Source organism: Anabaena sp. TISTR 8404, from assembly GCF_056847745.1.
In genome coordinates, this window is the sequence record NZ_CP180578.1 from 266,765 (window position 1) to 290,350 (window position 23,586).

Annotated in this window: 16 protein-coding genes and 2 pseudogenes; 13 read left to right on the forward strand and 5 right to left on the reverse strand. The window is 40.0% G+C overall.

The window, feature by feature from the left end; all coding sequences use genetic code 11:
- The first annotated feature begins 89 nt into the window (after positions 1-89).
- From ACMX3D_RS01315 to mgtE, 3 genes are all read left to right on the forward strand, one after another.
- Positions 90-1,631: a mercuric reductase gene (locus ACMX3D_RS01315; RefSeq protein ID WP_482749698.1), complete on the forward strand. Its 1,542-nt coding sequence runs from the start codon at positions 90-92 to the stop codon at positions 1,629-1,631.
- Positions 1,632-2,117: 486 nt separating this feature from the next.
- Positions 2,118-5,057, forward strand: a complete 2,940-nt coding sequence (locus ACMX3D_RS01320) for a CHAT domain-containing tetratricopeptide repeat protein (protein WP_482749699.1) — start codon at positions 2,118-2,120, stop codon at positions 5,055-5,057.
- A gap of 400 nt (positions 5,058-5,457) precedes the next feature.
- Positions 5,458-6,858, forward strand: a complete 1,401-nt coding sequence (gene mgtE, locus ACMX3D_RS01325) for a magnesium transporter (protein WP_482749700.1) — start codon at positions 5,458-5,460, stop codon at positions 6,856-6,858.
- Positions 6,859-6,903: 45 nt separating this feature from the next.
- Here the strand turns inward: mgtE and ACMX3D_RS01330 are convergent, their stop codons facing one another.
- Entirely contained in the window at positions 6,904-7,161 is a 258-nt protein-coding gene (locus tag ACMX3D_RS01330) for a hypothetical protein (protein WP_482749701.1), read from the reverse strand.
- Positions 7,162-7,401: 240 nt separating this feature from the next.
- A pseudogene (locus ACMX3D_RS01335) lies at positions 7,402-7,500 on the reverse strand (pyridoxamine 5'-phosphate oxidase family protein); the annotation flags it as partial.
- A gap of 28 nt (positions 7,501-7,528) precedes the next feature.
- Here ACMX3D_RS01335 and ACMX3D_RS01340 point away from each other — a divergent pair.
- Entirely contained in the window at positions 7,529-7,831 is a 303-nt protein-coding gene (locus tag ACMX3D_RS01340) for a hypothetical protein (RefSeq protein ID WP_482749702.1), read from the forward strand.
- 110 nt (positions 7,832-7,941) lie between these two features.
- Here ACMX3D_RS01340 and ACMX3D_RS01345 read toward each other — a convergent pair whose 3' ends face one another.
- Positions 7,942-8,313 (reverse strand): hypothetical protein, encoded by a 372-nt coding sequence (locus tag ACMX3D_RS01345; RefSeq protein WP_482749703.1) that lies wholly within the window; start codon positions 8,311-8,313, stop codon positions 7,942-7,944.
- Between the two features lie 229 nt (positions 8,314-8,542).
- On the reverse strand, positions 8,543-10,054 hold the full coding sequence (ilvA, locus tag ACMX3D_RS01350; protein ID WP_482749704.1) for a threonine ammonia-lyase, biosynthetic: 1,512 nt from the start codon (positions 10,052-10,054) through the stop codon (positions 8,543-8,545).
- A 197-nt stretch (positions 10,055-10,251) separates the two neighbouring features.
- On the opposite strand from ilvA, the gene ACMX3D_RS01355 reads away from it, so the two are divergent.
- The 9 genes and pseudogenes from ACMX3D_RS01355 (at position 10,252) to ACMX3D_RS01395 (ending at position 22,927) form a co-directional block, all read left to right on the forward strand.
- A complete protein-coding gene (locus ACMX3D_RS01355; protein WP_482749705.1) occupies positions 10,252-10,932 on the forward strand; it encodes an HAD family hydrolase in 681 nt (226 codons plus the stop codon).
- A 536-nt stretch (positions 10,933-11,468) separates the two neighbouring features.
- Positions 11,469-14,567 (forward strand): thioester reductase domain-containing protein, encoded by a 3,099-nt coding sequence (locus ACMX3D_RS01360; RefSeq protein WP_482749706.1) that lies wholly within the window; start codon positions 11,469-11,471, stop codon positions 14,565-14,567.
- Positions 14,568-14,760: 193 nt separating this feature from the next.
- Positions 14,761-15,243 carry a TerB family tellurite resistance protein gene (locus tag ACMX3D_RS01365; RefSeq protein ID WP_482749707.1) on the forward strand — a complete coding sequence of 161 codons (483 nt, stop codon included), beginning with the start codon at positions 14,761-14,763 and terminating at the stop codon, positions 15,241-15,243.
- Between the two features lie 171 nt (positions 15,244-15,414).
- Positions 15,415-15,843: a hypothetical protein gene (locus ACMX3D_RS01370; RefSeq protein WP_482749708.1), complete on the forward strand. Its 429-nt coding sequence runs from the start codon at positions 15,415-15,417 to the stop codon at positions 15,841-15,843.
- Positions 15,844-15,918: 75 nt separating this feature from the next.
- A complete protein-coding gene (locus tag ACMX3D_RS01375; RefSeq protein ID WP_482749709.1) occupies positions 15,919-16,962 on the forward strand; it encodes a methyltransferase in 1,044 nt (347 codons plus the stop codon).
- A gap of 124 nt (positions 16,963-17,086) precedes the next feature.
- Complete coding sequence (locus ACMX3D_RS01380) at positions 17,087-18,262, forward strand: biotin synthase BioB (RefSeq protein WP_482749710.1); 1,176 nt, start codon at positions 17,087-17,089, stop codon at positions 18,260-18,262.
- A 198-nt stretch (positions 18,263-18,460) separates the two neighbouring features.
- Positions 18,461-18,958 carry a TerB family tellurite resistance protein gene (locus ACMX3D_RS01385; protein ID WP_482749711.1) on the forward strand — a complete coding sequence of 166 codons (498 nt, stop codon included), beginning with the start codon at positions 18,461-18,463 and terminating at the stop codon, positions 18,956-18,958.
- Between the two features lie 275 nt (positions 18,959-19,233).
- A pseudogene (locus ACMX3D_RS01390) lies at positions 19,234-20,067 on the forward strand (M90 family metallopeptidase).
- A 1,513-nt stretch (positions 20,068-21,580) separates the two neighbouring features.
- Positions 21,581-22,927, forward strand: coding sequence for a peroxidase family protein (locus tag ACMX3D_RS01395; RefSeq protein ID WP_482749712.1), 1,347 nt, complete (start codon positions 21,581-21,583; stop codon positions 22,925-22,927).
- 239 nt (positions 22,928-23,166) lie between these two features.
- Here ACMX3D_RS01395 and ACMX3D_RS01400 read toward each other — a convergent pair whose 3' ends face one another.
- The gene (locus ACMX3D_RS01400) at positions 23,167-23,544 is read right to left on the reverse strand and encodes a cupin domain-containing protein (RefSeq protein WP_482749713.1); all 378 of its coding nucleotides are present in this window, start codon (positions 23,542-23,544) and stop codon (positions 23,167-23,169) included.
- Positions 23,545-23,586 lie beyond the last annotated feature (42 nt).

Here is a 23,586-nt window from a genome sequence, read left to right on the forward strand (position 1 = left end):
TAGTACTTAACATTCTATAATTCATAATTTACATTTCACATTTCATACTTCACACTTCATACTTCATAATTCACACTTCACACTTCATTATGGAATTAGAAAGAGTCATCGTTCGCCCAGTCGATGAATACAACCAAAAATTAGTATCTTATGTACATCCGCCAAATTGGGTAAATCCACAGCCTGCTGATTGTTATGACTTGGTAGTTATTGGTGCAGGAACAGCAGGGTTAGTAGTAGCCGCAGGTGCAGCTGGTTTAGATTTAGGTTTGAAAGTCGCCTTAATTGAAAAGCATCTCATGGGTGGAGATTGCTTGAATGTAGGTTGTATACCATCAAAGTGTATTATTCGGTCTTCGCGGGTAATTGGTGAAATTTGGCACGCCAAAAATTTGGGAATTAATGTTCCTAAACAACAAGTTGAAGTTGATTTTCCCGCAGTTATGGAACGGATGCGGCGAGTGCGGGCGGGTATTAGCCATCATGATTCAGCAGAACGTTTTAAAAATATTGGTGTTGATGTTTTTTTAGGTAGTGGTCGATTTGCCAGCAATAATACTGTAGAAGTTGCAGGCAAAACTCTGCGGTTCAAAAAAGCTGTAATTGCTACAGGTGCAAAGGCTGTGCGTCCGTCCATTCCTGGCATTGAACAAGCTGGTTATTTAACCAATGAAACAGTTTTTTCTTTAATTCAGCGCCCAGATAAGTTAGCTGTAATTGGTGGAGGGCCAATTGGGTGTGAATTAGCACAAACATTTAGGCGTTTGGGTTGTGAAGTGACGCTGTTTCATAACGGTTCTCACCTGTTAAATAAAGAAGATGCTGATGCAGCGGAAATTGTGCAGAATGTTTTAATTCAAGAAGGCATTCGCGTTGTATTAAATTGCCAGTTAGAAGAAGTTGTTTCTGTTACCGAAGGTAAGCGGCTTTACTTTTCTGTTAACGGTTACCGAGATTCCGTGACAGTCGATGAAATTTTAGCAGGTGCAGGGCGATCGCCCAACGTAGAAGGTTTAAATTTAGAAGGTGTCGGCGTAGAATACGACACGCGGCGCGGTGTCAAGGTAAATGATTATCTGCAAACAACAAATCCTAAGATATATGCAGCTGGCGATATCTGCATGGACTGGAAATTTACTCATGCTGCTGATGCGGCGGCGCGAATTGTGATTAAGAATACGCTGTTTTCGCCTTTTGGGTTAGGGCGTTCTAAACTTAGTAGTTTAATCATGCCGTGGGTAACGTACACATCCCCAGAAATTGCCCATGTGGGGATGTATGAACATGAAGCGCGGACAAAAGGTATTGAAATAGCGACAATTAAGATTCCTTTTAGTAGTGTAGACCGAGCGATCGCCGATGGTGAAGAAGATGGATTTCTCAAAATCCTGCACAAAAAAGGCTCAGATGAAATTCTTGGTGCTACCATTGTTGCCAGTCATGCAGGTGAGATGATTTCGGAAGTTACAACTGCGATCGTTAACAAGATAGGTTTGAGTAAATTAAGCAGTGTCATTCATCCCTACCCCACCCAAGCCGAAGCAATTAAAAAAGCCGCCGATGCTTACCGTCGCACACTCTTGACTGCGAATACCAAACGCATTCTCGGATTTTTGACCAAGCTGTCATGAAAGTAAGCAAGTAGGTTGGGTGCAGCGATAGCGAAACCCAACATCCAAAATCCTATGTTTTGTATCTCCAAAGTAATTTACAAGTTCTGAAGCTCAAGTTTGCTGTTCAAAGACCGAAACTTCGAGTTCTGAAGGTGAAGTTTCAGCCTTTTTACTTGAACGTTAAAGTTCAAAGGGTGAACACTCAAGTTCTGAAGGTGAAATTTCAGCCTTTTTGCTTGAACGTTGAGGTTCAGAGGGTGAAAGTTGAGCCTTTGAGGTGGAAGTGTCAGGAAATTTTCTGCGTTGGGTGTTGTGGGATGGGGTTTTATCTCACGCAGAGGAGCCAGCGCTGTGCGGGGGTTCCCCCCGTTGAGGCGACTGGCGTGCGCAGAGGCGCGGAGAGAAAGAAGAGAGTTTTTGATTTTTATCACAAGTGCTTTGCGGAAAGTGCTGAAGACGGCATGATTTACTTCATAGCCAAACCTACAAGCTTGTGAGTTGACTGTGAAAAAGCTATTCAGTGCAATTAATGCTGCGGGTATGTGTTTAGCACCTTGGATGATGGCTGGTGCAATGACAACAGGGTTAGTTTTAAGTACGCCAGTCACAGGAATAGCGCAACAGCGGCCACCTAAATATTCAGCAGAGCAAAAAGCAGCTTTAAAGGAAGCAGCAGAACTGTATCAACAGGCATTACAGTTGTATCAAGAAGGGAAATACAGTATCGCTCTCCCCTTAGCAGAACGCGCACTAGCTATCAAAGAGAAAATTTTAGGGAAAGAAGATCCACTTGTCGCTAATAGCTTGAATAATTTGGCAGAAATTTATCGCGCACAGGGTAATTATCAACAAGCAGAACCATTATTTGTCCGCTCCCTAGCTATTAAAGAAAAGGTGTTGGGTAAAGAACATCCTGCCGTCGCCACTAGCTTGAACAATTTAGCACAACTTTATCGAGAACAGGGAAAATATCAACAAGCAGAATTATTATTTGTCCGCTCCCTAGCTATTAGAGAAAAAGCACTGGGTCAAGAAGATCCCTTTGTTGCGACTAGCTTAAACAATTTAGCAGAACTTTATCGCGCACAGGGTAATTATCAAAAGGCGGAACCATTATTTGCCCGTTCCTTGGCTATTTTAGAAAAGGCGCTGGGTCAAGAAGATCCCTTTGTTGCGACTAGCTTGAATAATTTAGCAGAACTTTATCGCGCACAGGGTAATTATCAAAAGGCGGAACCATTATTTGCCCGTTCCTTGGCTATTTTAGAAAAGGCGCTGGGTAATTTTCATCCCAATGTCGCTACTAGCTTAAACAATTTAGCTTTACTGTATCGGCAACAGGGAAAATATCAACAAGCGGAACCATTGTATCTCCGTTCTCTGACTATTAGAGAGAAAGTGCTGGGTAATTTTCATCCTGCTGTTGCCCAAAGCTTGAACAATTTGGCTTTGCTGTACCATGCACAGGGGAAATATCAACAGGCGGAACCACTATATCAACGCTCTTTAATTATTGGAGAGAAAGTGTTGGGTAATTTTCATCCTGATGTCGCCCAAAGCTTGAACAATTTGGCTTTGCTGTACCATGCACAGGGGAAATATCAACAGGCGGAACCACTATATCAACGCTCTCTGGCTATCAGAGAAAAAGTGCTGGGTAATTTTCATCCTGATGTCGCTCAAAGCTTGAATAATTTAGCTGCATTTTACCAAACTCAGGGAAATATCACTCGTGCTACCGATATCTTACGTCGTGGGTTAGAAGTTGAAGCACAAAACCTCAATCTGATTTTTGCTGTTGGCTCAGAACAAAGAAAACAGAACTACGTTAAAACTTTTACAGGGAGAACTAACGCTGTTATTTCCCTTTCTCTGCAAGAAGCCCGCAATCAAAAAATAGCCGCATCTCTAGCTCTAACTACCGTAGTTCGCCGCAAAGGGCTGGTGTTAGATGCCGTAGCCGACAGCATCCAAATACTACGCGCTCAACTAGACAAAAACCCTGAAACTCAAGAGTTATTTACTCAATGGCTACAAGTACAACAGCAACTTTCAGCATTAATATACTCTCAGTCAGAAAAACAAACTGCTAATCTAAAAACTCAACTTGAGCAACTCGAAGCAGAAAAAGAAAAATTAGAAGCAGCTATTAGTGCTAAAAGTGCCGAATTCCGTCAGCAAACTCAACCAGTAGAGTTAGCAGCTATTCAAGCCAAAATACCCACAGATGCAGCCTTGGTAGAAATTGTCCAGTATCAACCATTCAACGCCAAAGTCAAAACGGATGCTCAAAAATGGGGTAACCCCCGTTATGCGGCGGCGGTGTTGCGCTCATCTGGCGAACCGAAGTGGCTTGATTTAGGTGAAACGGCAGAAATTGATAAGTTAGCCATAGATTTTAGAGCAGAGTTAGCCACAGGAAGACCATTTAAAAAACTCGCCCGCACTTTAGACGAAAAATTAATTGCACCCATCCGTCCTTTATTGGGCGATGCGCGTCATATTTTAATTTCTCCCGATGGGCAATTAACATTAATTCCCTTTGAAGCTCTAAAAGATGAACAAGATAAATTTCTGATTCAGCGTTATGCTTTTTCTTACCTCACCAGTGGACGGGATTTATTGCGTTTTCAGTCAAATGTTAACAATGCTTCTGCACCTGTGGTACTGGCAGATATTGACTATAACAACCAAACACAAACTGTAGCTTCTGCTAAAGCATCTGGTGTGCGAGGTTTTCAAAATCGCCGTTCTGGTGATTTGGCTAACCTAGAATTTGACTCACTACCTACTACCAAAGATGAAGCCGCAGGGATTAAAAAGGTTTTACCCAATGCCAAATTACTTTTAAGTAAAGATGCTACAGAAACAGCAGTTAAACAACTACAAAGTCCGAGTATTTTACACTTAGCTACTCACGGTTTCTTCATTGCTGATGTGGAACAAAATCTCAACGCTTCACCAGATTTAGAATTAACATCGCGTCAACCCAAGATTTTACAAGTTGAACATCCTTTGTTACGTTCTGGGTTGGCGTTGGCTGGGTTTAATAAACGCAAACAAGCGACAAACAATAATGATGATGGTGTGTTGACGGCTTTGGAAGTTGCTGGCTTAGATTTGCGTTCTAATCAATTAGTTGTGCTGTCGGCTTGTGAAACTGGTAAGGGCGATGTAAAAGTCGGTGATGGTGTTTATGGTTTACGCCGTGCTTTGGTAATTGCTGGTTCGCAAACTCAAGTTTTAAGTCTGTGGCTAGTGGATGATGCGGCGACGAAAGAATTAATGGTGAAGTATTACCAAAATTTGCAGGCGGGTAAAGGCAGACATGAAGCTTTGCGTACTGCACAGTTAGAAATGCTCAATTCTCAGGAGTACCAGCATCCGCAATATTGGGCGGCGTTTGTTCCTTCTGGTAATTGGACACCGTTGAGTAAAAAGTAGGCAAGAAATGAGAGGCTCAGATCCCCGACTTTTCAAAAAAGTCGGGGATCTTGTTGTTCATAGATAATTTAACGTCGTGTGCCACTTTCCCTTAAACCTAACCCCCAACCCCTTCCCTACGAGGGAAGGGGAGCAAGAATCAAAGTCTCTAACGCCACTTGCTACAACGCGGGGAACCCGCGCAACGCAGTGGCTCCTCCTTGCAGGGGAGAGGTTTGGAGAGGGATTTCCATAACTTAGAACTTAAAATTAACACTCTATTCGCTGCATTTATAGCGCGGGATCAATTAGAACTTAACTTTATGTCAAAAAAATTACATTATTTAAGGTTTCATATTCCCGCATTGTCTCATAGACTAGGGGCAGCAACTTTATTCAAACTGGCAGAGGAACGTGGAAATTGACTGAGACGAACAACTTTAACTCTTCCTTTTCGGATGTGTCCCGTAGAGAATTGCGCGATTTAGTCAGGACTCAACTACAAATGCTGCTAGAAGCAGCCGATTTACAAGCAGCAAAATCAATTCTTGTACCTGTACAGCCTGCGGACATTGCCGAAGCAATTGAAGGGTTGCCAGAAGCAATGCACGCTTTGGCTTTTCGCTTGCTTTCTAAGGATGAGGCGATAGAAGTTTATGAATATCTTGACTACAGTGTACAAGAACGGCTGATTGAGGAATTAAGAAGTCAGGAAGTCCGTGATATTGTCGATCAAATGTCGTCGGATGACAGAGCTAGGTTATTTGATGAGTTACCTGCAAAAGTTGTCAACCGCCTGCTAGAACAATTAAGTCCTGTAGAACGTCAAGCTACGGCTTTGCTGTTGGGTTATGAGCCGAATACAGCAGGGCGAATTATGACCCTAGAGTTTATTTCCTTGAAGGAGAATATTACTGTTACTCAAGCTCTAGAGCGGATTCGTCGCTTGGCTAATGCTAGTGAAATAATTTACTACCTCTACGTCACGGATGCGGAAAGGCGGTTAACAGGGATTGTATCTTTGCGAGATTTGGTAACATCTCAGCCGGAACAAATCATTGGCGATATTATGACTCGTGATGTTGTGTTTGTCCGCACAGATACAGATCAAGAAGAAGTGGCTAGGGTAATTCAAAGATACGACTTTTTGGCTGTGCCTGTAGTAGATAAACAACAGCTTTTAGTTGGTATTGTAACGGTTGATGATGTAATTGATATTTTGCAAGAAGAAACCACCAAAGATATTTACGCTTTGGGTGGTGGTGTACAGTCGAGTGGCGACAATTATTTCCAGATGAATTTAATGGATGTAGCCCGCAAACGAGTGGTGTGGTTATTTGTTTTATTAATAACTAATACTGTTACAGGCACAATTATTAAATCCCAAGAAGATATTTTAACTAGAGTGGTGACGCTGACGGCTTTTATTCCTTTATTGACAGGTACGGGAGGTAACGTCGGCGCTCAATCTTCTACGGTTGTGATTCGCGGGATGAATACAGAAGAAATCCGATCGCTCGGCCCTTTGCAAGTAATTGGCAGAGAAGCGATCGCTGGTTTATTGTTAGGCGGTATGCTGGGGATCATCGCTACTATCTGGGCTTACTTTTTGCAAGGACGCATCGAAGTTGCGATCGCTGTTGGTACTAGTTTGATTGCTATTTCGCTTTTAGCTTCAGTCTCTGGTTCAGCACTACCGTTTTTATTTCGTTTGTTGCGTTTAGACCCTGCTTTGATGTCTGCACCATTTATTACTACCGCAGTCGATGTTTTAGGTGTTTTAATTTATTTCAATTTAGCTCGGATAATCTTAAAACTATAAGTCAATAGTCAATCGACTATTGACTATTTAAATCATCAGCATTTCCTACAATTCTGAAGCTGTATCCGGAGCAATAATTTCTCCAGTACCTATTTCTAACATCATATCTTGCTCAGTAATTAATTCACTAAGTTCCTTTACTTGTAAATTCATTTTTTCACAAGCTTCGCGGAGTTGTTGTGCAAATGTGTTGAGATCATCACCATAGCCACATTGATAAGCAGCAGTTTCAATTCCTTGCTTGGCATTTGCTCTGGCACAATCTACTAAATCTGTGCCATACAATGGTTTTGGAGATGGCATAATTCTAATGTTTATGAATCAAATGTTAATTTTAGATTATTCATTTTGAATTAATAAAACATCCCTCTGATGGAAGAATCAGACTATTTCGTAATTAGTAATTACGCAAATCTGATAACATCTGAGCTTTTATGCTTGAGCCAGAAAAACTCATCTTAATAAAATTTCTGTGGTCTGTTGTAATTCCTCAAATGTGCAGGTATTTGAATATCAGGTTGTAAATGGGAATCATTGAATGGTTATTAACCCATCAATTAAAGTTACGGTTACGCAGACATCAACACCTTGCTGGAGCGTTTTCAACATTCGACTAGCAGGTGAACCGTGAATATATACCGAAGGGCATTTAGAACGGCATATTAGAAAGATGCGATCGCTCTACGATAAACGCAGACAAACTTTAGTGCAGTCCTTGTTGTCTTATTTCGGTAATAAAGTTGAAATTCTAGGGGAAAACGCTGGAATGCACGTTATGGTAAGATTCCATACTCAACTCAGTGATGATGAAATAGTCCGGCGTGCAGATCTTGCAGGCGTAAGTATTGGAGCAGCATATCCTCAATATTTAAAACATAGCCCTGGTAGTGAATTTATCTTAGGATATGCTGAACTCAGCGAAGAGAAAATTCAAGAAGGAGTACGCCGACTAGCGCAAGTCATCTTAAGATGAATCACGAGAAATTTATTCCAGTCCACTTGAGTGGACTTTGACTATGAGCCTTGAACTTCAGTTCAAGGCAGGATATGGCTTCTTTAAACCTCAAATGTATTACTTTTTTGTCAAGATGTTGATAAAGCAATAAATAAACAAATAAGTAATAAACAAAGTAATAATAGCCAAGCCTGATTGTGTTTTACCCAACTTTGAAAAGTTGTCCCAAAACTTTTGTCTTGACGCTGTTGTTCTTGCCGTAACTTGTATTCGGCAATATTTTGATAAAGGGTACAATCTTTGGCGTAGGGACGCTGCGGAAAGTTGCAAGTGTCGTCTGCGTGGTAGGTGCAGCTATCACACAAATACTCTTTCCCGGTAGCACGATGCAATGGAATACCGGGATGACCGAAAGCTTTAAGTGTTGTTCGGCAATAAGGACAGGTAATAGCCTGACTCTCAACGAGTTGATGGCAACGAGGACAAGATACAGTAGCCACAACTTGACCACAATAAGTAGACACCCTGATTTTAGCGAAACTTTCGTTTATCGTAACAACAAGGCAACAGGGAACAGGCAACGGGCAAAAGAAAAATTTCTATTAGGAAGCCAGCAAATCTCGTTTTGTAGGGTGTATTATCGCGCCAGCGTAACGCACCGTAAACCTCTAGCTAAAAATTCTTCCTTTTGCCTTTTGACTTTTGCCTTTTAACTTTTGCCTTGTAGCACTATCCCAAGAACAGTTTGTAAGCAAGATTCTGGCTTTCATCCCAATAACGATAACCAAGGGTATCCAGAAAGGCTTGCCATTCCTGCATTTCATGAGGAGGTACTTGCATACCTACAACAATGCGCCCGTAGTCTGCGCCATTATTACGATAGTGGAACATACTGATGTTCCAGTTAGGACTCATGGAACCGACAAACTTCATCAACGCACCGGGACGTTCGGGAAACTCAAACCGATAAAGCAATTCATTGCCGGCGAGAGGCGAGTGTCCGCCAACCATGTGGCGTAAATGTAATTTTGTGAGTTCATCATCGGTTAAATCGATGGTTTTAAACCCGCAATTTTCAAAGGTTTCTACCATCTTGGCTCGGTCGGCGCGGTTTTGAATTTGCACACCAACAAAAATGTGGGCTTCTTGTTCATCGGCGATGCGATAGTTAAACTCAGTTAAGTTGCGTTGACCAATACATTCGCAAAACTTCCGCAAACTACCGCGTTCTTCGGGAATTGCTACTGCAAATATTGCTTCTCGGCGTTCACCTAACTCGGCGCGTTCAGCTACAAACCGCAGACGGTCAAAATTCATATTAGCGCCGCAAGCAACGGCAACTAAAGTTTGCCCTTGAATTTGTTCGCGTTCGACATAAGCTTTGGCAGCTGCGATCGCCAATGCCCCCGCAGGTTCTAAAATAGAACGCGTATCTTCAAACACATCTTTAATTGCGGCACAGGTATCATCTGTATCCACCAAAATGATTTCATCCACATATTCTTGACACAGGCGGAAGGTTTCTTCTCCCACTTCGCGCACCGCTACCCCATCCGCAAACAAGCCTACTTGCGATAAACGCACCCGATGTCCAGCTTTTAAAGATTGGTGCATGGCATCCGCATCTACAGGTTCCACACCAATAATCTTAATTTCTGGACGCAACCGTTTCACATACGCCCCAATTCCCGAAATTAAACCACCGCCACCAATAGCAACAAAAATTGCATGAATGGGTTGCTGATATTGTCGCAAAATTTCCATGCCGATGGTTCCCTGGCCAGCAATTACATCGGGGTCATCAAAAGGATGAATAAAAGTTAAACCTTTTTCTGCTTCTAATTGTCGGGCATAAGCATAGGCATCATCGTAGGTATTGCCATGCAATACAACTTGCCCACCCCTAGCTTTAACTGCATCTACTTTCACCTGGGGTGTAGTTACAGGCATAACAATAATGGCAGTTGTTCCCAAGCGACTAGCTGCTAAAGCCACACCTTGGGCATGATTACCCGCAGAAGCAGCAATGACACCCTGCGCTAACAAATCTGGTGGTAAGTTTGCCATTTTGTTGTACGCACCCCGCAGTTTGAAAGAAAACACCGACTGCATATCTTCCCGCTTTAATAGCAGCTTATTATTCAGTCTGGTGGAAAGATTTGGGGCATACTCCAGAGGGGTTTCTTGGGCAACATCGTACACACGGGCGGTCAGAATTTGTACTAGATAGTCACAAAGCATGGGTGTCAAAGGGTAGCAGATGCCAGATAAATGATAATTTTACGTCACTTTTGTACTCTTTATTTCTGTCAAGATTTAATGTCTTGTTTGGCAATGGTTGTTGTAGAGATGCTACAGATAATTGGATTACTATATCTGACAGAATTAATTACACATTTTTTTCTTGTTAGCTGTTCCCTATCGTCACCAATGAATTTATGCCCAATTATTTATTAGATATATCTGCTAATACTATCCTTTTTGACCTAGATGGAACACTAACAGACCCTAAACTTGGAATTACGCGCTGTTTTCAGTATGCGCTGTCTGAACTCGGTCATATACCACCGGAGGCTGATGAATTAGATTGGTGTATTGGCCCTCCCATCAAAGACAGTTTTTCTCAGCTACTGAAAACATCAGATGACATAATACTGGGACAAGCAATTTCACTGTATCGTAGTCGTTTTTCCACGATTGGATTATTTGAGAATACTCTTTATCCGCAGATTAAAGAAACTCTGAAAGCTATTCGTTTTGCTGGTTATAAAACTTTTGTGGCAACTTCCAAGCCTTATATTTACGCAACGCGGATTATTGAATATTTTGGCTTATCACCGCTATTCGATGGTGTGTATGGGAGTGAACTTGATGGAACGCTGAGTATTAAAGCAGACTTAATTCATCATATTTTAGTAACAGAAAATCTTTTACCTGCAACTATGATTATGGTAGGCGATCGCCTACACGATATGATTGGAGCCAAGCATAATCATATTACGACAATTGGTGTAACTTATGGCTATGGAACTGAGCAAGAGTTAAAAACTCACGGTGCAGATTTTATTGCTCATTCTCCAGATGAAATTGTTACCTTGATTTCTGTCAATCAATTTTAGATTGACCCCGACCACGAGAGTTCGGGGCTTAGGGATTGTAGATTTTAGATTTGTTCCACCCACCCTTCGATAAGCCCCCCAACACTCACGAGGGAATAGGGGTTTCAAAGCCTCTCTCCTCGAAGGGGAGAGGTTTGGAGAGGGGTTTTTAGTATCTTTCACGAGACTTTCCAAACATCCTCTTAGGACAGTGTTGATTTCTCAAAGCCTTATAGATCTGCGGAATGTGGCTTACATAAGATAATATTATAATAAATAAAATAATATTATTATTTTATTATCAAAAATTTTAACTGTCTTAACTGTCTTAACTGTCCTTGCATTGTTATTAAAAGTCTGAGATTTTTAAAAAACTAAAGTGTTATACATTCCAAGCAATTTGGAGTAAAAACGACAACAATAAGCAAAAGAGATTCTATCTCTAAATGGCAATCAGCACTAGGAGAAATTAAGGAAGCTTTTGTTACTTCGGCTTCCTGCAATTTCAGTATGAACAGTTTTGTCCTATCAATAATTTGCTCGAATCAAGAAATTCTATGATTTTTGGCAGTCCATATCCTGACATTCATATTTCTGAACAGCCGTTGACAGAATTTGTACTACAACGAGCAGTAGAGCTAGGTGAAAAACCAGCTTTTATTGAAGGACTAACTAACAGTATAATAACATATAAACAACTAGCAGATTACATTTATAGAGCTGCTATCGGTTTAGCGGCGCGTGGCTGCTCCAAAGGTGATGTTTTAGCTATTTACAGCCCTAATCTTCCTGAGTATGCGATCGCTTTTCATGCTGTAGCAACTTTGGGTGGGATTGTTACTACAGTCAACCCATCCTACACAACAGAAGAACTTGCATATCAACTCAATGATGCTGGTGCAAAGTATCTCATCACCATCCCTGAGCTTTTAGGACAAGCATTAGAAGCCGTTGGTCAGTCAAAGGTAGAGGAAGTATTTGTATTTGGTGAAGCAGCTGGAACTACCCCATTTTCTGTGCTTTTGGAAAGTGCAGGAGAGACATCAAAAGTACAGATTAATCCACAAGCAGATTTGGTAGCCTTGCTCTACTCCAGCGGCACTACTGGTATGCCTAAAGGCGTAATGCACACCCATCATTCATTTGTAGCGAACTTTCACCAATTCCAGAACTGCGAACCAGTCAGCGAGGCTGATGCAATCTTGGGAGTTTTACCTTTTTTTCATGCCTACGGCCTGGTCATGCTGAATTACAGCTTGGCTTGTGGTGCTACTGTTGTGACAATGCCACGCTTCGATTTAGAGGCCTTTCTGAGTCTGATTGAAAAGCATAAAATCACCCGTATCCACGTCGTTCCACCTATTTTACTGGCCTTAGCAAAGCAACCAATAGTAGATAAGTACAATCTTTCAAGCTTGCGGGTGCTGACTTCTGGTGCAGCACCACTCAGCCATCAATTAATCGAAGAGTTTGAACAGCGTCTTCCTAATTGCGTTATCAAGCAAGCCTATGGAACGTCAGAAACCTTTGTAACTACCTACACGCCAGATGAACGAGACAAAATCAAGCCGGGTTCAGTAGGTCAATGTCTACCTTATGTGGAATGTCAAATCGTAGATGTTGATACCCAAGAACCATTAGGTTTGAATCAGCCAGGGGAGTTGTGGGTACGTGGGACGCAGATGATGAAAGGCTATTTGCATAATCCTGACGCAACTATCAGAGCAATTGATCAAGATGGTTGGTATCACACTGGTGATATTGTCTATATGGACGAAGACGGCTACTTTTATATCGTCGATCGCATCAAAGAATTGATTAAGTGCAATGGCTACTCCATCGCACCAGCCGAACTAGAAGCAGTATTGTTGAGTCATCCGGCTATTGCCGATGCTTGTGTAGTCAAGAGTCCTCATCCCAGTAGCGGCGAAGTTCCTAAAGCTTTTATTGTGCTGAAAACTGCTGTTACTGCACAGCAAATTATGGAGTTTGTCGCTGAAAAAGTTGCACCGCAGAAAATGATCCGCAGACTTGAATTTGTGGACAAAATTCCCAAATCACCTTCTGGCAAAATTTTGCGCCGCATACTAGCACAACAAGAACTGACAAATATCAAAGAAGCATCTTCTGATAAGCAGCCATTGCAGCAACGATTGGAGTTTCTACAACAGTTAGATAATGCTTCTTCGGATCAACGTCAAGAGCTATTAATAGCTGACGTTAGAGAGCAATTTGTCAAGGTTTTAGGTATCGATTCATCTCAAAATCTGGATATAGAGAAGCCTTTGCAGGAATTGAGGCTTGATTCTCTCATGAATATTGATTTAAAGAATCGTATTGATACTGAATTAGGGGTAGACATACCCATAGAAATGTTTCTTGGTAATGCCAATATCAAGCAATTGGTAAATTTATTGCTTCAGCAAATAACAGCCAAGAAAACAACCATCTTACAAAAATCATCGGCTGAGTTAGCAACAGATTTAAATTCAGAGGTTGTTTTAGACTCTACTATATTTCCCGAATATCCAAGTGAGACATTTATAACTGAGCCTACTGCCGTTTTTTTGACTGGATCTACAGGCTTTTTAGGAGCTTTCTTACTGCAAGAATTGCTGTTAAAAACCCAGGCAAATATTTATTGCTTAGTACGTTCTACTGATATTAATTCAGGAAAAATCAGGATTAAAAATAACTTAGAATTATATAATATTTGGCATGATGATTTTGCTGAGAGAATTTTTACTGTGTTGGGTGATTTATCTCAACCACTGTTAGGTTTATCATCTGAAGAATTTCATAAAATGAGCAGCATTATCGATGTGATTTATCACAATGCTGCTTGGATTAACTATGTTTATCCCTATTCAGCATTAAAGCCAACTAATATTTTAGGGACTCAGGAAATTTTAAGATTAGCGAGTCGTGTAAAAGTCAAGCCTGTACATTACATTTCTACGATCGCAGTTTTTGAGTCATCAGCTTATTGGGGAAAAGTAGTAACTGAATCCGATCCACTTGCTCATAGTGAGGGGATGAAACTTGCTTACTCTCAGAGTAAATGGGTAGCAGAAAAGTTAGTAATGTTAGCACGCGATCGCGGTCTTCCAGTTACGATTTATAGACCACCATTTATTTCCGGTCATAGTCAAACAGGTGCTTGGTATAAAGATGATGTAATTTGTCGCACCATCAAAGGCTGCATACAAATGGGGAGCATGACAGATATCACTGACAGGTTAGATTTAGCTCCCGTAGATTACCTCAGCCAAAGTATTGTGTATTTATCACAACAAAAAGATTCTCTAGGTAAGGCTTTTCATTTAAATAATCCTCACTCTATTTCTTGGAGAGAACTCACTGATTTTATCTCCTCTATCGGCTATCAGATAGAGCATATTACTTATCAAGATTGGCAAGCACAACTAAATAATGCTGTCCAGTCTAGGGAAAATCCTTTGTATCATCTCTTGCCTTTTTATCAAAGACAATATCAGCAATCAAAGGAACCTAGAATTACTTGTTTGACAACACAAAATGCTCTTATAGGAAGTTCAATTAGGTGTCCTCCAGTGAATACTCAATTACTTAATACTTATTTTTCCTATTTTCTTAGTAGTAGTTGGCTGGATATACCACCACCCTCTAACAAATAGGCTTGACTGTTACCAATCAAGCAATTTGAAATAGGATTCACACGTCACATTTAAACAAACCTACAGCAAATTAACGTGAATTCGACAGACTTCTCCCTCCTAGCCTCCCTCTCCTACAAAGAGAGGGACTAGGGGTGAGGACAAAAAAGCACTCATCGAACTCACGCCAAATTAGTAAACAGGAGTAAACCTCATGTCTGACATCAGAAAAATTGGCTCATCTTGGATCATGAATTGGTTTTTTGGTTTTAACCAGATTCCTACAAACGAAGACAGTAACATTTATATGAAAGCTGTTTTAAATTGCGCTAAAGCCGATGGAGTTCTTTCACCAGAAGAGAAGGAATGGGCGCTGGGATTTTGTGCATCGTGGGGAGTAGAAGATTGGGTGATTGAAGATTTAAAAACCTATGAAGCTAATGAACCCATAGAAGAAGTAATTTCTCGCTCTCCTCAAGTATCTATGGCACAGAGAGACATAATTTTCTCTGCAATTTGGGTTTCTGCTGCTGATGGAGAATATCATGAACAGGAAAAAGCAAAAATCCGAAAAATGGCTTCTATTTTAGGAGTAACAGAAGACGTAGTAGAGCAGTTAGAGCAGCTATATCAAGAAGAATCAGCAATACGACAAAAACGCCTCAAGCTCTTATATCCTCAAGAAAGCCCATACTAACAATCTGGTGTTGCTGATTGGAATCTGAATATAGATATGCTTGAAATAGCATATCTATATAAGAGCTTGAAAATCACATAAAAAGTTTTTCATGTCTGAATTTAGCAATGCTATTTTTCTTTGATAAATAGTTGATAGGAGATAATTGCAGAGATTCAATTGAAAGAGAAAATGTTAGCTTTAAAGATATATCCAAAACTATACGATAGCCTTAAAAAAGGCTGGGAAGATTTTAATAGCAGTGAAGAACAAAAGTTATTTCAAGATTTTTTTGAATTTCTTGTACAAGTGGGATTTGATGAAAGTCGCTACAGAAAATATATTCCGAATCCAGCTTATGATAATGCTGCTAAACTAATTGGCAAATATTTTCTAGCAACAGCAAGAGAGTTTGAAGTTTACTTTGACGAGATTTTTCCTGGTAATTTCTCTATGTCAGAGGAAGGTGAAGGAGAAAATTGTGCAATTCGATTATTTCATTTAACTGCCTTTTATCGAAATCAACCTTTATGCCTTTTCTTAATTAAGTTTCCTCATTATCATGAAAAATTTGGCTTTCCACAACCACCAGAGTTAGAGATAGTAAAATTATACGAATAATGAAATGACAAATAAATAAAAAGTATTTTTTAATATGTCAGATTTGCCCATTTGTAGACTATAGATAACGCTTTTATGCTGCAAACAAAATTACAAAAACCTACAAGTCAAAACAAGATGCAGACGACAAAAACATTAAAGCAAATGATCGCTGGTGCTTGGATTACCCAAGGTATTTATGTAATTGCTCAATTGGGTATTGCAGATTTACTCAAGGATGGTTCTAAAAGTTACGATGAATTAGCAACAACAACTGGTGTAGATGCGCGATCGCTCTATCGACTACTACGCGCCTTAGCCAGTGTTGGTATATTTGCTGAAGGTAGTCCAGGTTACTTTGAATTGACTCCACTTGCGGAAGGGTTGCAAAGTGATCGCACCGATTCCCTACGTGGTTATGCGATCAAGTCTGGTCAACCTTGGGAATGGCAACCTTGGGGAAACTTACTTGAAAGTATTAAAACTGGAAAGCCTGTATTTAAAGACATCTTCGGGGTGGAGAGATTTGATTACCTAGCTACTGATCCTGATGCTTCTAAAATATACACTCAAGCCATAAGTAGTATATCTGGCGAACAAGATGCAGCGATCGCATCTGGTTATGACTTTTCATCCATCCAGAACTTAGTTGAGGTTGGAGGTGGAAATGGTACTTTAATGACCTCGATTCTCAAAGAAAATTTGACAATGCAGGGGATTTTATTTGATTTACCCCACGTAGTTGTACAAGCCAAGCCTTTGATAGAAGACTTGGGACTACAAGATCGTTGTCAACTAGTCGGCGGGAACTTCTTTGAGTCAGTACCCAAAGGTGGAGATGCTTACTTGCTGCGGTATATTATCCACGATTGGAATGATGAAAGAGCGATCGCCATCCTCAAAAATTGCTATCAAGCGATGCAGCCTAACAGCAAATTGCTGCTAGTTGAAATGGTTATCCCTCCAGGCAACGAAGCATTCTTTGGCAAACTCCTCGACTTGCAGATGCTCGTCAATTATGGCGGATGTGAACGGACTGAAGCTGAGTATCAAGTCCTACTAGAAACAGCAGGCTTCTCATTGACAAAAATTTATCCCGTAGCACCTCCAATCAGTGTGATTGAAGCTATTCGTTTATAAAAGGGAACGGGGAACAGGGAATGGGGAACAGAAAAGTAAGAAATGTCTAAATGTCTGTTCTTACTACTAAGAGGCTTGGTAAATCATTTTTTGGCACAACATTCATAGTTTTCAGGTAAATAAAATGAAGCAAAATTTGATTGAAACTTTACTAGACATTTCAGAACAGGAAAAAGAGCGGCTTTTAGCAGCCATCCAAATTGATGCTATTACTGAAAGCCCATATCGAGAAAATGAATCAAGAGAATCCCAAGAATACAGACAATTTTTTCAATCAACCTTCCAAGAAGTACTTCATTTTGAAGACAACGATCAGCAACTACTTTTTGAAATAGCAAACTCTGTGCGTCAGAAGTATTTTGGCAATAAAGGAATTTTAAGAGGTGTAATCGAGATTACAAATGCTTGTGAAAGAAGTTGTAATTATTGTCCAATGAGAATTGAAAATGAAGAATTAGGAGAGCGTTATAACTTTACAAGTGAAAAAATCTTAGAAACCGCCGCAGAAATCAAAGAATCGAGAGTTCCTATTGTATTTATTCAAGCTGGTGAAATTAGAGCAACGACTAGAACTGTATCTAAAGCTATATCTCAAATTAAACAACTTTTTGATAATAACGTCATCATCCTGTTAAATCTTGGTGATAAACCCAAAGAAGATTACAAAATACTCAAAGAAGCTGGCGCAAATCAATACATTATTAAATTTGAAACTAGCGATTGGAATTTACACCAACAAGCTAGAGGATATAGTTTAGGCGATCGCCTAGATAGAATCGATGATTTGTTAAGTTTAGGGTATGAAGTAGGAAGCGGAACAATTGTTGGTTTAAAAGCAGTAAATGCTGATGGAAAAATCGAAATTGAACAAACTCCAAAGATGCTGGCGAACGATCTCCTACTTGCCATGAAGAAGAAAATTCATATGTGTAGTGCATCTCCTTTTATCCCTGGTAAAGGTACTCCACTAGCTCAAATGAGTCCTGGTAACGCCAATATGACTTTAAATTGGATGGCTTTAGCTAGAATTATGATGCCAAAAGTTTTAATACCTAGTGTAAGTGCTTTTAATGTTTTATTAGGTCAAGATGGTCAGTTAAAAGGACTGAAAGCAGGGGCAAATACAATTACCGTGAATTTTACGCCTTCCAACTATCAAGACCAGTATGCTATTTACAGTAAACAAAAACGTTACAAAGTTAAATATGAGTATGCTTTAGACATAATGGAAAAAGCTGGTATTGAGGCAACTTTATTGCCTAATGTGCCTAGCCAAAGCTTTTTATTTTCTCAAAATTAGAATTTTATTTATCTCAAAAAATAAATATCTAGTTAGTTGGATAGTAGCTTTTAAAGATTGAAAGCTACTATTTGTAGCGCTGTTTTTTAAAATAGTTAAATAAGAAAAACAATGGTTTTTTAATAATTAAAAATAGTTGCTTATGCAATAATAAAAATGTCAACAATAAATCAAACCAAGTAATTTTAGGTGAAAATAATGGCAACAAATATCACAGCAAAAGAAACAGATTTAGGCATTAAATGGTTGTTCAACGAACAGTTTGGTTTCTCGCAAATTCCATTAAATGCATCTTATGAAGCTTACTTTAAATCGATGCTTATTTGTGCTAATGGTGATGGCACATTGGCAGATGCAGAAAGAGATTGGGTGATTGGATATGCCTCTGCCTATAACCGCGATTCTGAAGTTATTGAAAAACTCAAAGTTTACAAAGCTGACGAAGATTTAGAGACAGTATTTAAAGGAGATCCTGTCATCACTGAAACAAGACGTTCCTTACTTCTTGATGCTATACAAACTTGTGCTGCTGATGGCGAATATAGCGAAAAAGAACGGGCTATTGTCCTCAAAGCAGCCAAGATACTCAAGATTTCTGAAGACGAGTTGAAAAAGATTGAAGAAATCTATTTTGAGACAGTTAAACTTCGTGAAAAACGTCTAGCAGTTCTATTTCCTAACGGGTTACCTTACTAAATCAATACTTATCTTACGAAAGTTAGTAAATTGATTGCAGTTTTTTCCGTTAGTATCCTGTGTCATTAATTTTTTGACTACTTACTATATCCCTGATTTATTCAATAAATCGGGGATATAACTGCATATCAAAGAGCAATTTCAGGACTTATACACTGATAGATATGGCGGGGATGAAGTGATCTGGGTATGTGTCTAGTGTAGTTAATTTGATGGTTAATAGTGTGGTGCGATCGCTATACTAACTAGCAATGGCATAGCATCATACAAAATCAATGGGTGCAACAATTATTATTTTTCTCATTCTGGGGCTAATTGTAACTGCGATTCTCATCAGTCCTATTCTGGCTAAAAAACGGCGCGATCGCATTAAAAAGTGTCCTTTTCCGCCACTGTGGAGTGCTGTTATTGAAAATAATCTACCGATTTACTTATGTCTAACTCCCGAAGAACGCCGACGACTTCAAGGACATATTCAAGTATTTTTAGCAGAGAAACAATTCATTGGCTGTCAAGGATTGCAAGTAACAGAAGAAATGAAACTAACTATTGCTGCTGTTGCTTGTTTACTTTTGCTAAATGAACGCGGTGAATACTTTCCAAAACTGCGTTCAATTTTGATTTATCCTAGCACTTATTTTGTGAATCAAACTGTGGCAGTGAGTGATTATGTTGTGGAAGAAAGACGCGATGCCAGACTGGGATAATCATGGGTGAAAGACCAAGTAATATTATCCTGGGAACATGTGCAACGAGATACAAAAAATTGGCGCGATGGACATAATGTTGTGCTGCATGAATTTGCCCATCAATTAGACCAAGAAGATGGTAAGGCTGAAGGTGTACCTATTTTACCCAAAAAATCAGATTATTTCGTTTGGGCGCAGGTTATGACAGCAGAATATCAACAACTCTGCAATGATATTCAACAAGATATCACGACTGTAATTGATAGTTACGGGGCAACTAGTCCCGCAGAATTTTTTGCGGTGGTGACTGAAACTTTTTTTGAAAAGCCACAGCAATTGTTAGATAAGCATTCAAAACTTTATGAGTTATTGCAACGCTATTATCAAATAGACCCTGTGCAATGGGTTAATATAAGGTAATATAAGGAGCTTATAAAGGTAAAATATCTTACCTAGCTTTGAGACTTAAATAGTGTACTTCACTTACTTGAAATATAATGTATCTAGGTAAGCAAAAGAGAACAGAAAAAACTGTATCAACTGAACATTATTACTAACGACTTTCTTCTCTAAGCCAGCGATCGCTACCCTTGATTACGATACCTGAAAATTGATCGATAGAATACTGTTCCCAGAAATTAAACACTATATATTGAGCATGTCTAGCACAGTAGGAAGCACCAAGGGAGAGAATAGGCAAAAAAATCGGTTATTTCCTAAACTTTTGCTTCATCTTTAATCTTTGAAGCATAAACTTTTCGCTTGTGCTTTACCTTGGTGTTTCAATTTCTTCATTCTCTGTCGCAGTAGGCGCAAATTAGCTGCGATAGAGTTTTGCTTTTTGTTAACTAATTACTGGCTAGAAAACCGTGTTTTTATTTATAGCATACTTAAGTAAATACAGTAGATTTTAACTTTTGTCAATCTAGGTAGTTAATTTTTGTGTTCAATTCTACCAAAGCGAGTTTAAAAGTATTTACCTACGTTTAAATTTTAAAATCAAAATAATCACTTCATCAATTAATTAATTTTCCAGTAGTTATCGCAATAGCATTCAGGAGTCAGTTGGCAGAATTCATTATGTAGACGCGGATATAGTATTCAGACAAATTATCCAAAAGCAGTACCAGCAAGGTTTGTGTGCATAGTGATAAATGAGTAAACGGGTTTAAAACTTCCTCCAAATTGAAAATTTAGAGGTCTACCCTTTGGGAAGGCTACACCTACAATTAGTGGCTGGTCTGAATTTCCCACTATATTGATTGTGGATGCTGAATTTTGACTTCTGTATTTTTCTTCAATGTAACTTTAAGTTTAAATTTTGAATTTAATCAATAAAAACTTGTATAGTTTTTATATAAGTAACCTTAACTACCCTGCAAGTTGTGTCCAAGTTCTACCTTTTTAGTCAATATAGTTCAGATAAGCGTTCTGTTACCCGTTCTCTATTATCTGTTCCCTTATCTCTACAGAGTAACTTTCTTAACTGAACCGTATTGTCTTTTAACTGATAGCTTGGTGCAGGATTGTGTTAGGCTGTTCTGGAAAAATTAAAAGTACCTTTGTGGTTTTTTTACAAAGGTAAAAATATTAGCATACCTATTCCTATATATTTTGCCAAAGGTATTTGCAAGTTAACCCGATGTAGCTCTATCGGCGAACTTGCAACGATACCGCATACTTTGTTTTTTGTTAAGGAATCCTGATGAAATTTTTGAATTATAAAAAAGCGAAAAGCTGGAAAAATCGGGTTTTTTACCTGTTAGCGATCGCACTTACTGCCATTATCACCGTCGTTGTGATGGTTGGTGGTTTTCTCGACATGCAAGCGAAAGCACAGTTTGTTGATCGGACTCTGCCCGGTAAATTCGGACGCATGTTTAATAATTTGCCACCCTTTGCGCCACCCAGCTCTAACGTTAGAGCTGCTCTCATGGAAATGGGTAAACCTGGGGGTATTTTAGATGCTAAAGACAATTTAGCCGCAGGGCCAATAGCTCTTATTGCTGATCCTGCCCTCAACGTTAACAATCCCAATAATCCTACCCATACAGCTGGTACGACGTTTATGTCCCAGTTTATGGATCTTGACATCACCCACGATACTACCTCTCGACTAGGCGAGGTCACACCCCCAATCACTGCACCAAATTCTCGCACAGCAGCTTTTGACCTTGATAATGTCTACGGTGATGGGCCAATCGGATCGCCAAACCTATACGACCTTAAAGACCCAATCAAACTGAGACTTGAAACTGGCGGCTTATTCGAGGATCTGCCGCGCGACGCGAACAATCGAGCGATAATTGCTGACCCACGTTGCGATCAACATTTGATTATCGCTGGACTGTTATCTGCGTTCTATCGTTTCCACAACCATGCGGTGGATTTAGTTAGATCCAACTCTCCTGGTATCTCCAACGATGAGGCTTTTCGCAAGGCTCGCCAATTGACTACCTGGCACTACCAGTGGACAATCCTCCATGAATTTCTACCACTTCTTGTCGGGCAGGATATGGTGAACGACATTTTAAAGAATGGGCGTAGGTTTTATAATCCATTGCCAGACAGAGCGTTCATCCCAGTTGAGTTCCAAATCGGTTTTCGTATTGGTCACAGTATGATCCGGCCTTCCTACCGGGCAAACTTGGCAGGTGACAATGGCCAGCCCTTCTTTGCGTTCATTTTCGATCCTTCTCAAGAGGGAAAACCTGATCCGAATGACCTGCGCGGTCGAGCTAGAGCGCCACGACGCTTTATTGGATGGCAGACATTCTTCGACTTTGGAGATACTCAAGTCAGACCAAATAAGTTAATCGATACAAAAATTTCTAGCCCACTGTTTAACTTGCCGCTCCAAACTATCGGTTCGGGTACTCCTCCGACTTCACTCATCCAACGCAACCTGCTCCGACACCTGACTTGGCTACTACCATCCGGCCAAGACATCGCCCAACAGATGGGTGTACCAGTACTGAGTAGGTACGACTTGGCCGAGCTTCGGAGTATTTACTCGACCTTTGACAGATCTACACCACTCTGGTACTACATTCTCAAAGAAGCTGAACTTCGGGAAAAAGGCTTGCATCTAGGTCAAGTAGGCGGTCGCATTGTGGGTGAGGTAATTATCGGTCTGCTTCAGCTAGACTCAAATTCCTACCTGAATGTGAATCCTAATTGGGTACCAACCGTACCTACCAAGACAGGCAAAGCTAAAGATTTCCGCATGATCGATTTCCTGACCTTTGCTGGTGTAGACCCAGCTAGTCGTGGTCAGTAATTAAGAGCAGTTTTGACCTCTCCCCCTACCCCTCTCCTACGAGGAGAGGGGAGTAAAAACCCTATTTTGCCGTTGCTCCTCACTCGCCTTTTAGGAAAGGGAACCTGGGAGGGAGAGGTTTATCGAACTCACGTTACACGAAAAGGATAGAGGGGTGGTGAATTAGGGTTTTGAAAAGTTTCAGGTAGCTAATTCAACTCCTCTTTTTTTCATCACAAACAATGGCTATGTGGGGAATTTTATTGATTAGGTGATGACGATTCTATAATGACAGGTTCATATCCTGCATCGTAAGGTGTGACTACGGAGATAAACATCAAAGGTTCATCACCATGATTGAAAACCCCATGAACAGATTTGATTGGTGCGACAACGACATCGCCTGCTGTAATTGTTTGGCGATTACCAACTGTATCTAAATAATATTCACCACTACCCGATAAGATTGTCCAAGTATCCTGGCCATTGGGATGGATGTGGGCGGCAATTTCTTGTCCAGGTTTGATGTACCAAGCAACAACAACAGCATTAGATGAATCCGTCACTACGGAACGAATCGGTTCACCATCTGTTGGTTGAAAAAAATCAGAACTTTTGAAAATTCTATCTATACTCATCTTATTTTCAATTCATACTGAACAATATTTAAAACAGGCTAC

What these genes read in the sequence shown, in the direction of transcription:
- ACMX3D_RS01360 (WP_482749706.1), top strand. Translation starts at nt 11,469, where the DNA reads ATGATTTTTGGCAGTCCATATCCTGACATTCATATTTCTGAACAGCCG.
- ACMX3D_RS01365 (WP_482749707.1), top strand. Translation starts at nt 14,761, where the DNA reads ATGTCTGACATCAGAAAAATTGGCTCATCTTGGATCATGAATTGGTTT.
- ilvA (WP_482749704.1), bottom strand. Translation starts at nt 10,054, where the DNA reads ATGCTTTGTGACTATCTAGTACAAATTCTGACCGCCCGTGTGTACGAT.
- ACMX3D_RS01330 (WP_482749701.1), bottom strand. Translation starts at nt 7,161, where the DNA reads ATGCCATCTCCAAAACCATTGTATGGCACAGATTTAGTAGATTGTGCC.
- ACMX3D_RS01380 (WP_482749710.1), top strand. Translation starts at nt 17,087, where the DNA reads ATGAAGCAAAATTTGATTGAAACTTTACTAGACATTTCAGAACAGGAA.
- ACMX3D_RS01340 (WP_482749702.1), top strand. Translation starts at nt 7,529, where the DNA reads ATGCGATCGCTCTACGATAAACGCAGACAAACTTTAGTGCAGTCCTTG.
- ACMX3D_RS01370 (WP_482749708.1), top strand. Translation starts at nt 15,415, where the DNA reads ATGTTAGCTTTAAAGATATATCCAAAACTATACGATAGCCTTAAAAAA.
- ACMX3D_RS01400 (WP_482749713.1), bottom strand. Translation starts at nt 23,544, where the DNA reads ATGAGTATAGATAGAATTTTCAAAAGTTCTGATTTTTTTCAACCAACA.
- ACMX3D_RS01385 (WP_482749711.1), top strand. Translation starts at nt 18,461, where the DNA reads ATGGCAACAAATATCACAGCAAAAGAAACAGATTTAGGCATTAAATGG.
- ACMX3D_RS01375 (WP_482749709.1), top strand. Translation starts at nt 15,919, where the DNA reads ATGCTGCAAACAAAATTACAAAAACCTACAAGTCAAAACAAGATGCAG.
- ACMX3D_RS01395 (WP_482749712.1), top strand. Translation starts at nt 21,581, where the DNA reads ATGGAAATGGGTAAACCTGGGGGTATTTTAGATGCTAAAGACAATTTA.
- ACMX3D_RS01315 (WP_482749698.1), top strand. Translation starts at nt 90, where the DNA reads ATGGAATTAGAAAGAGTCATCGTTCGCCCAGTCGATGAATACAACCAA.
- ACMX3D_RS01355 (WP_482749705.1), top strand. Translation starts at nt 10,252, where the DNA reads ATGCCCAATTATTTATTAGATATATCTGCTAATACTATCCTTTTTGAC.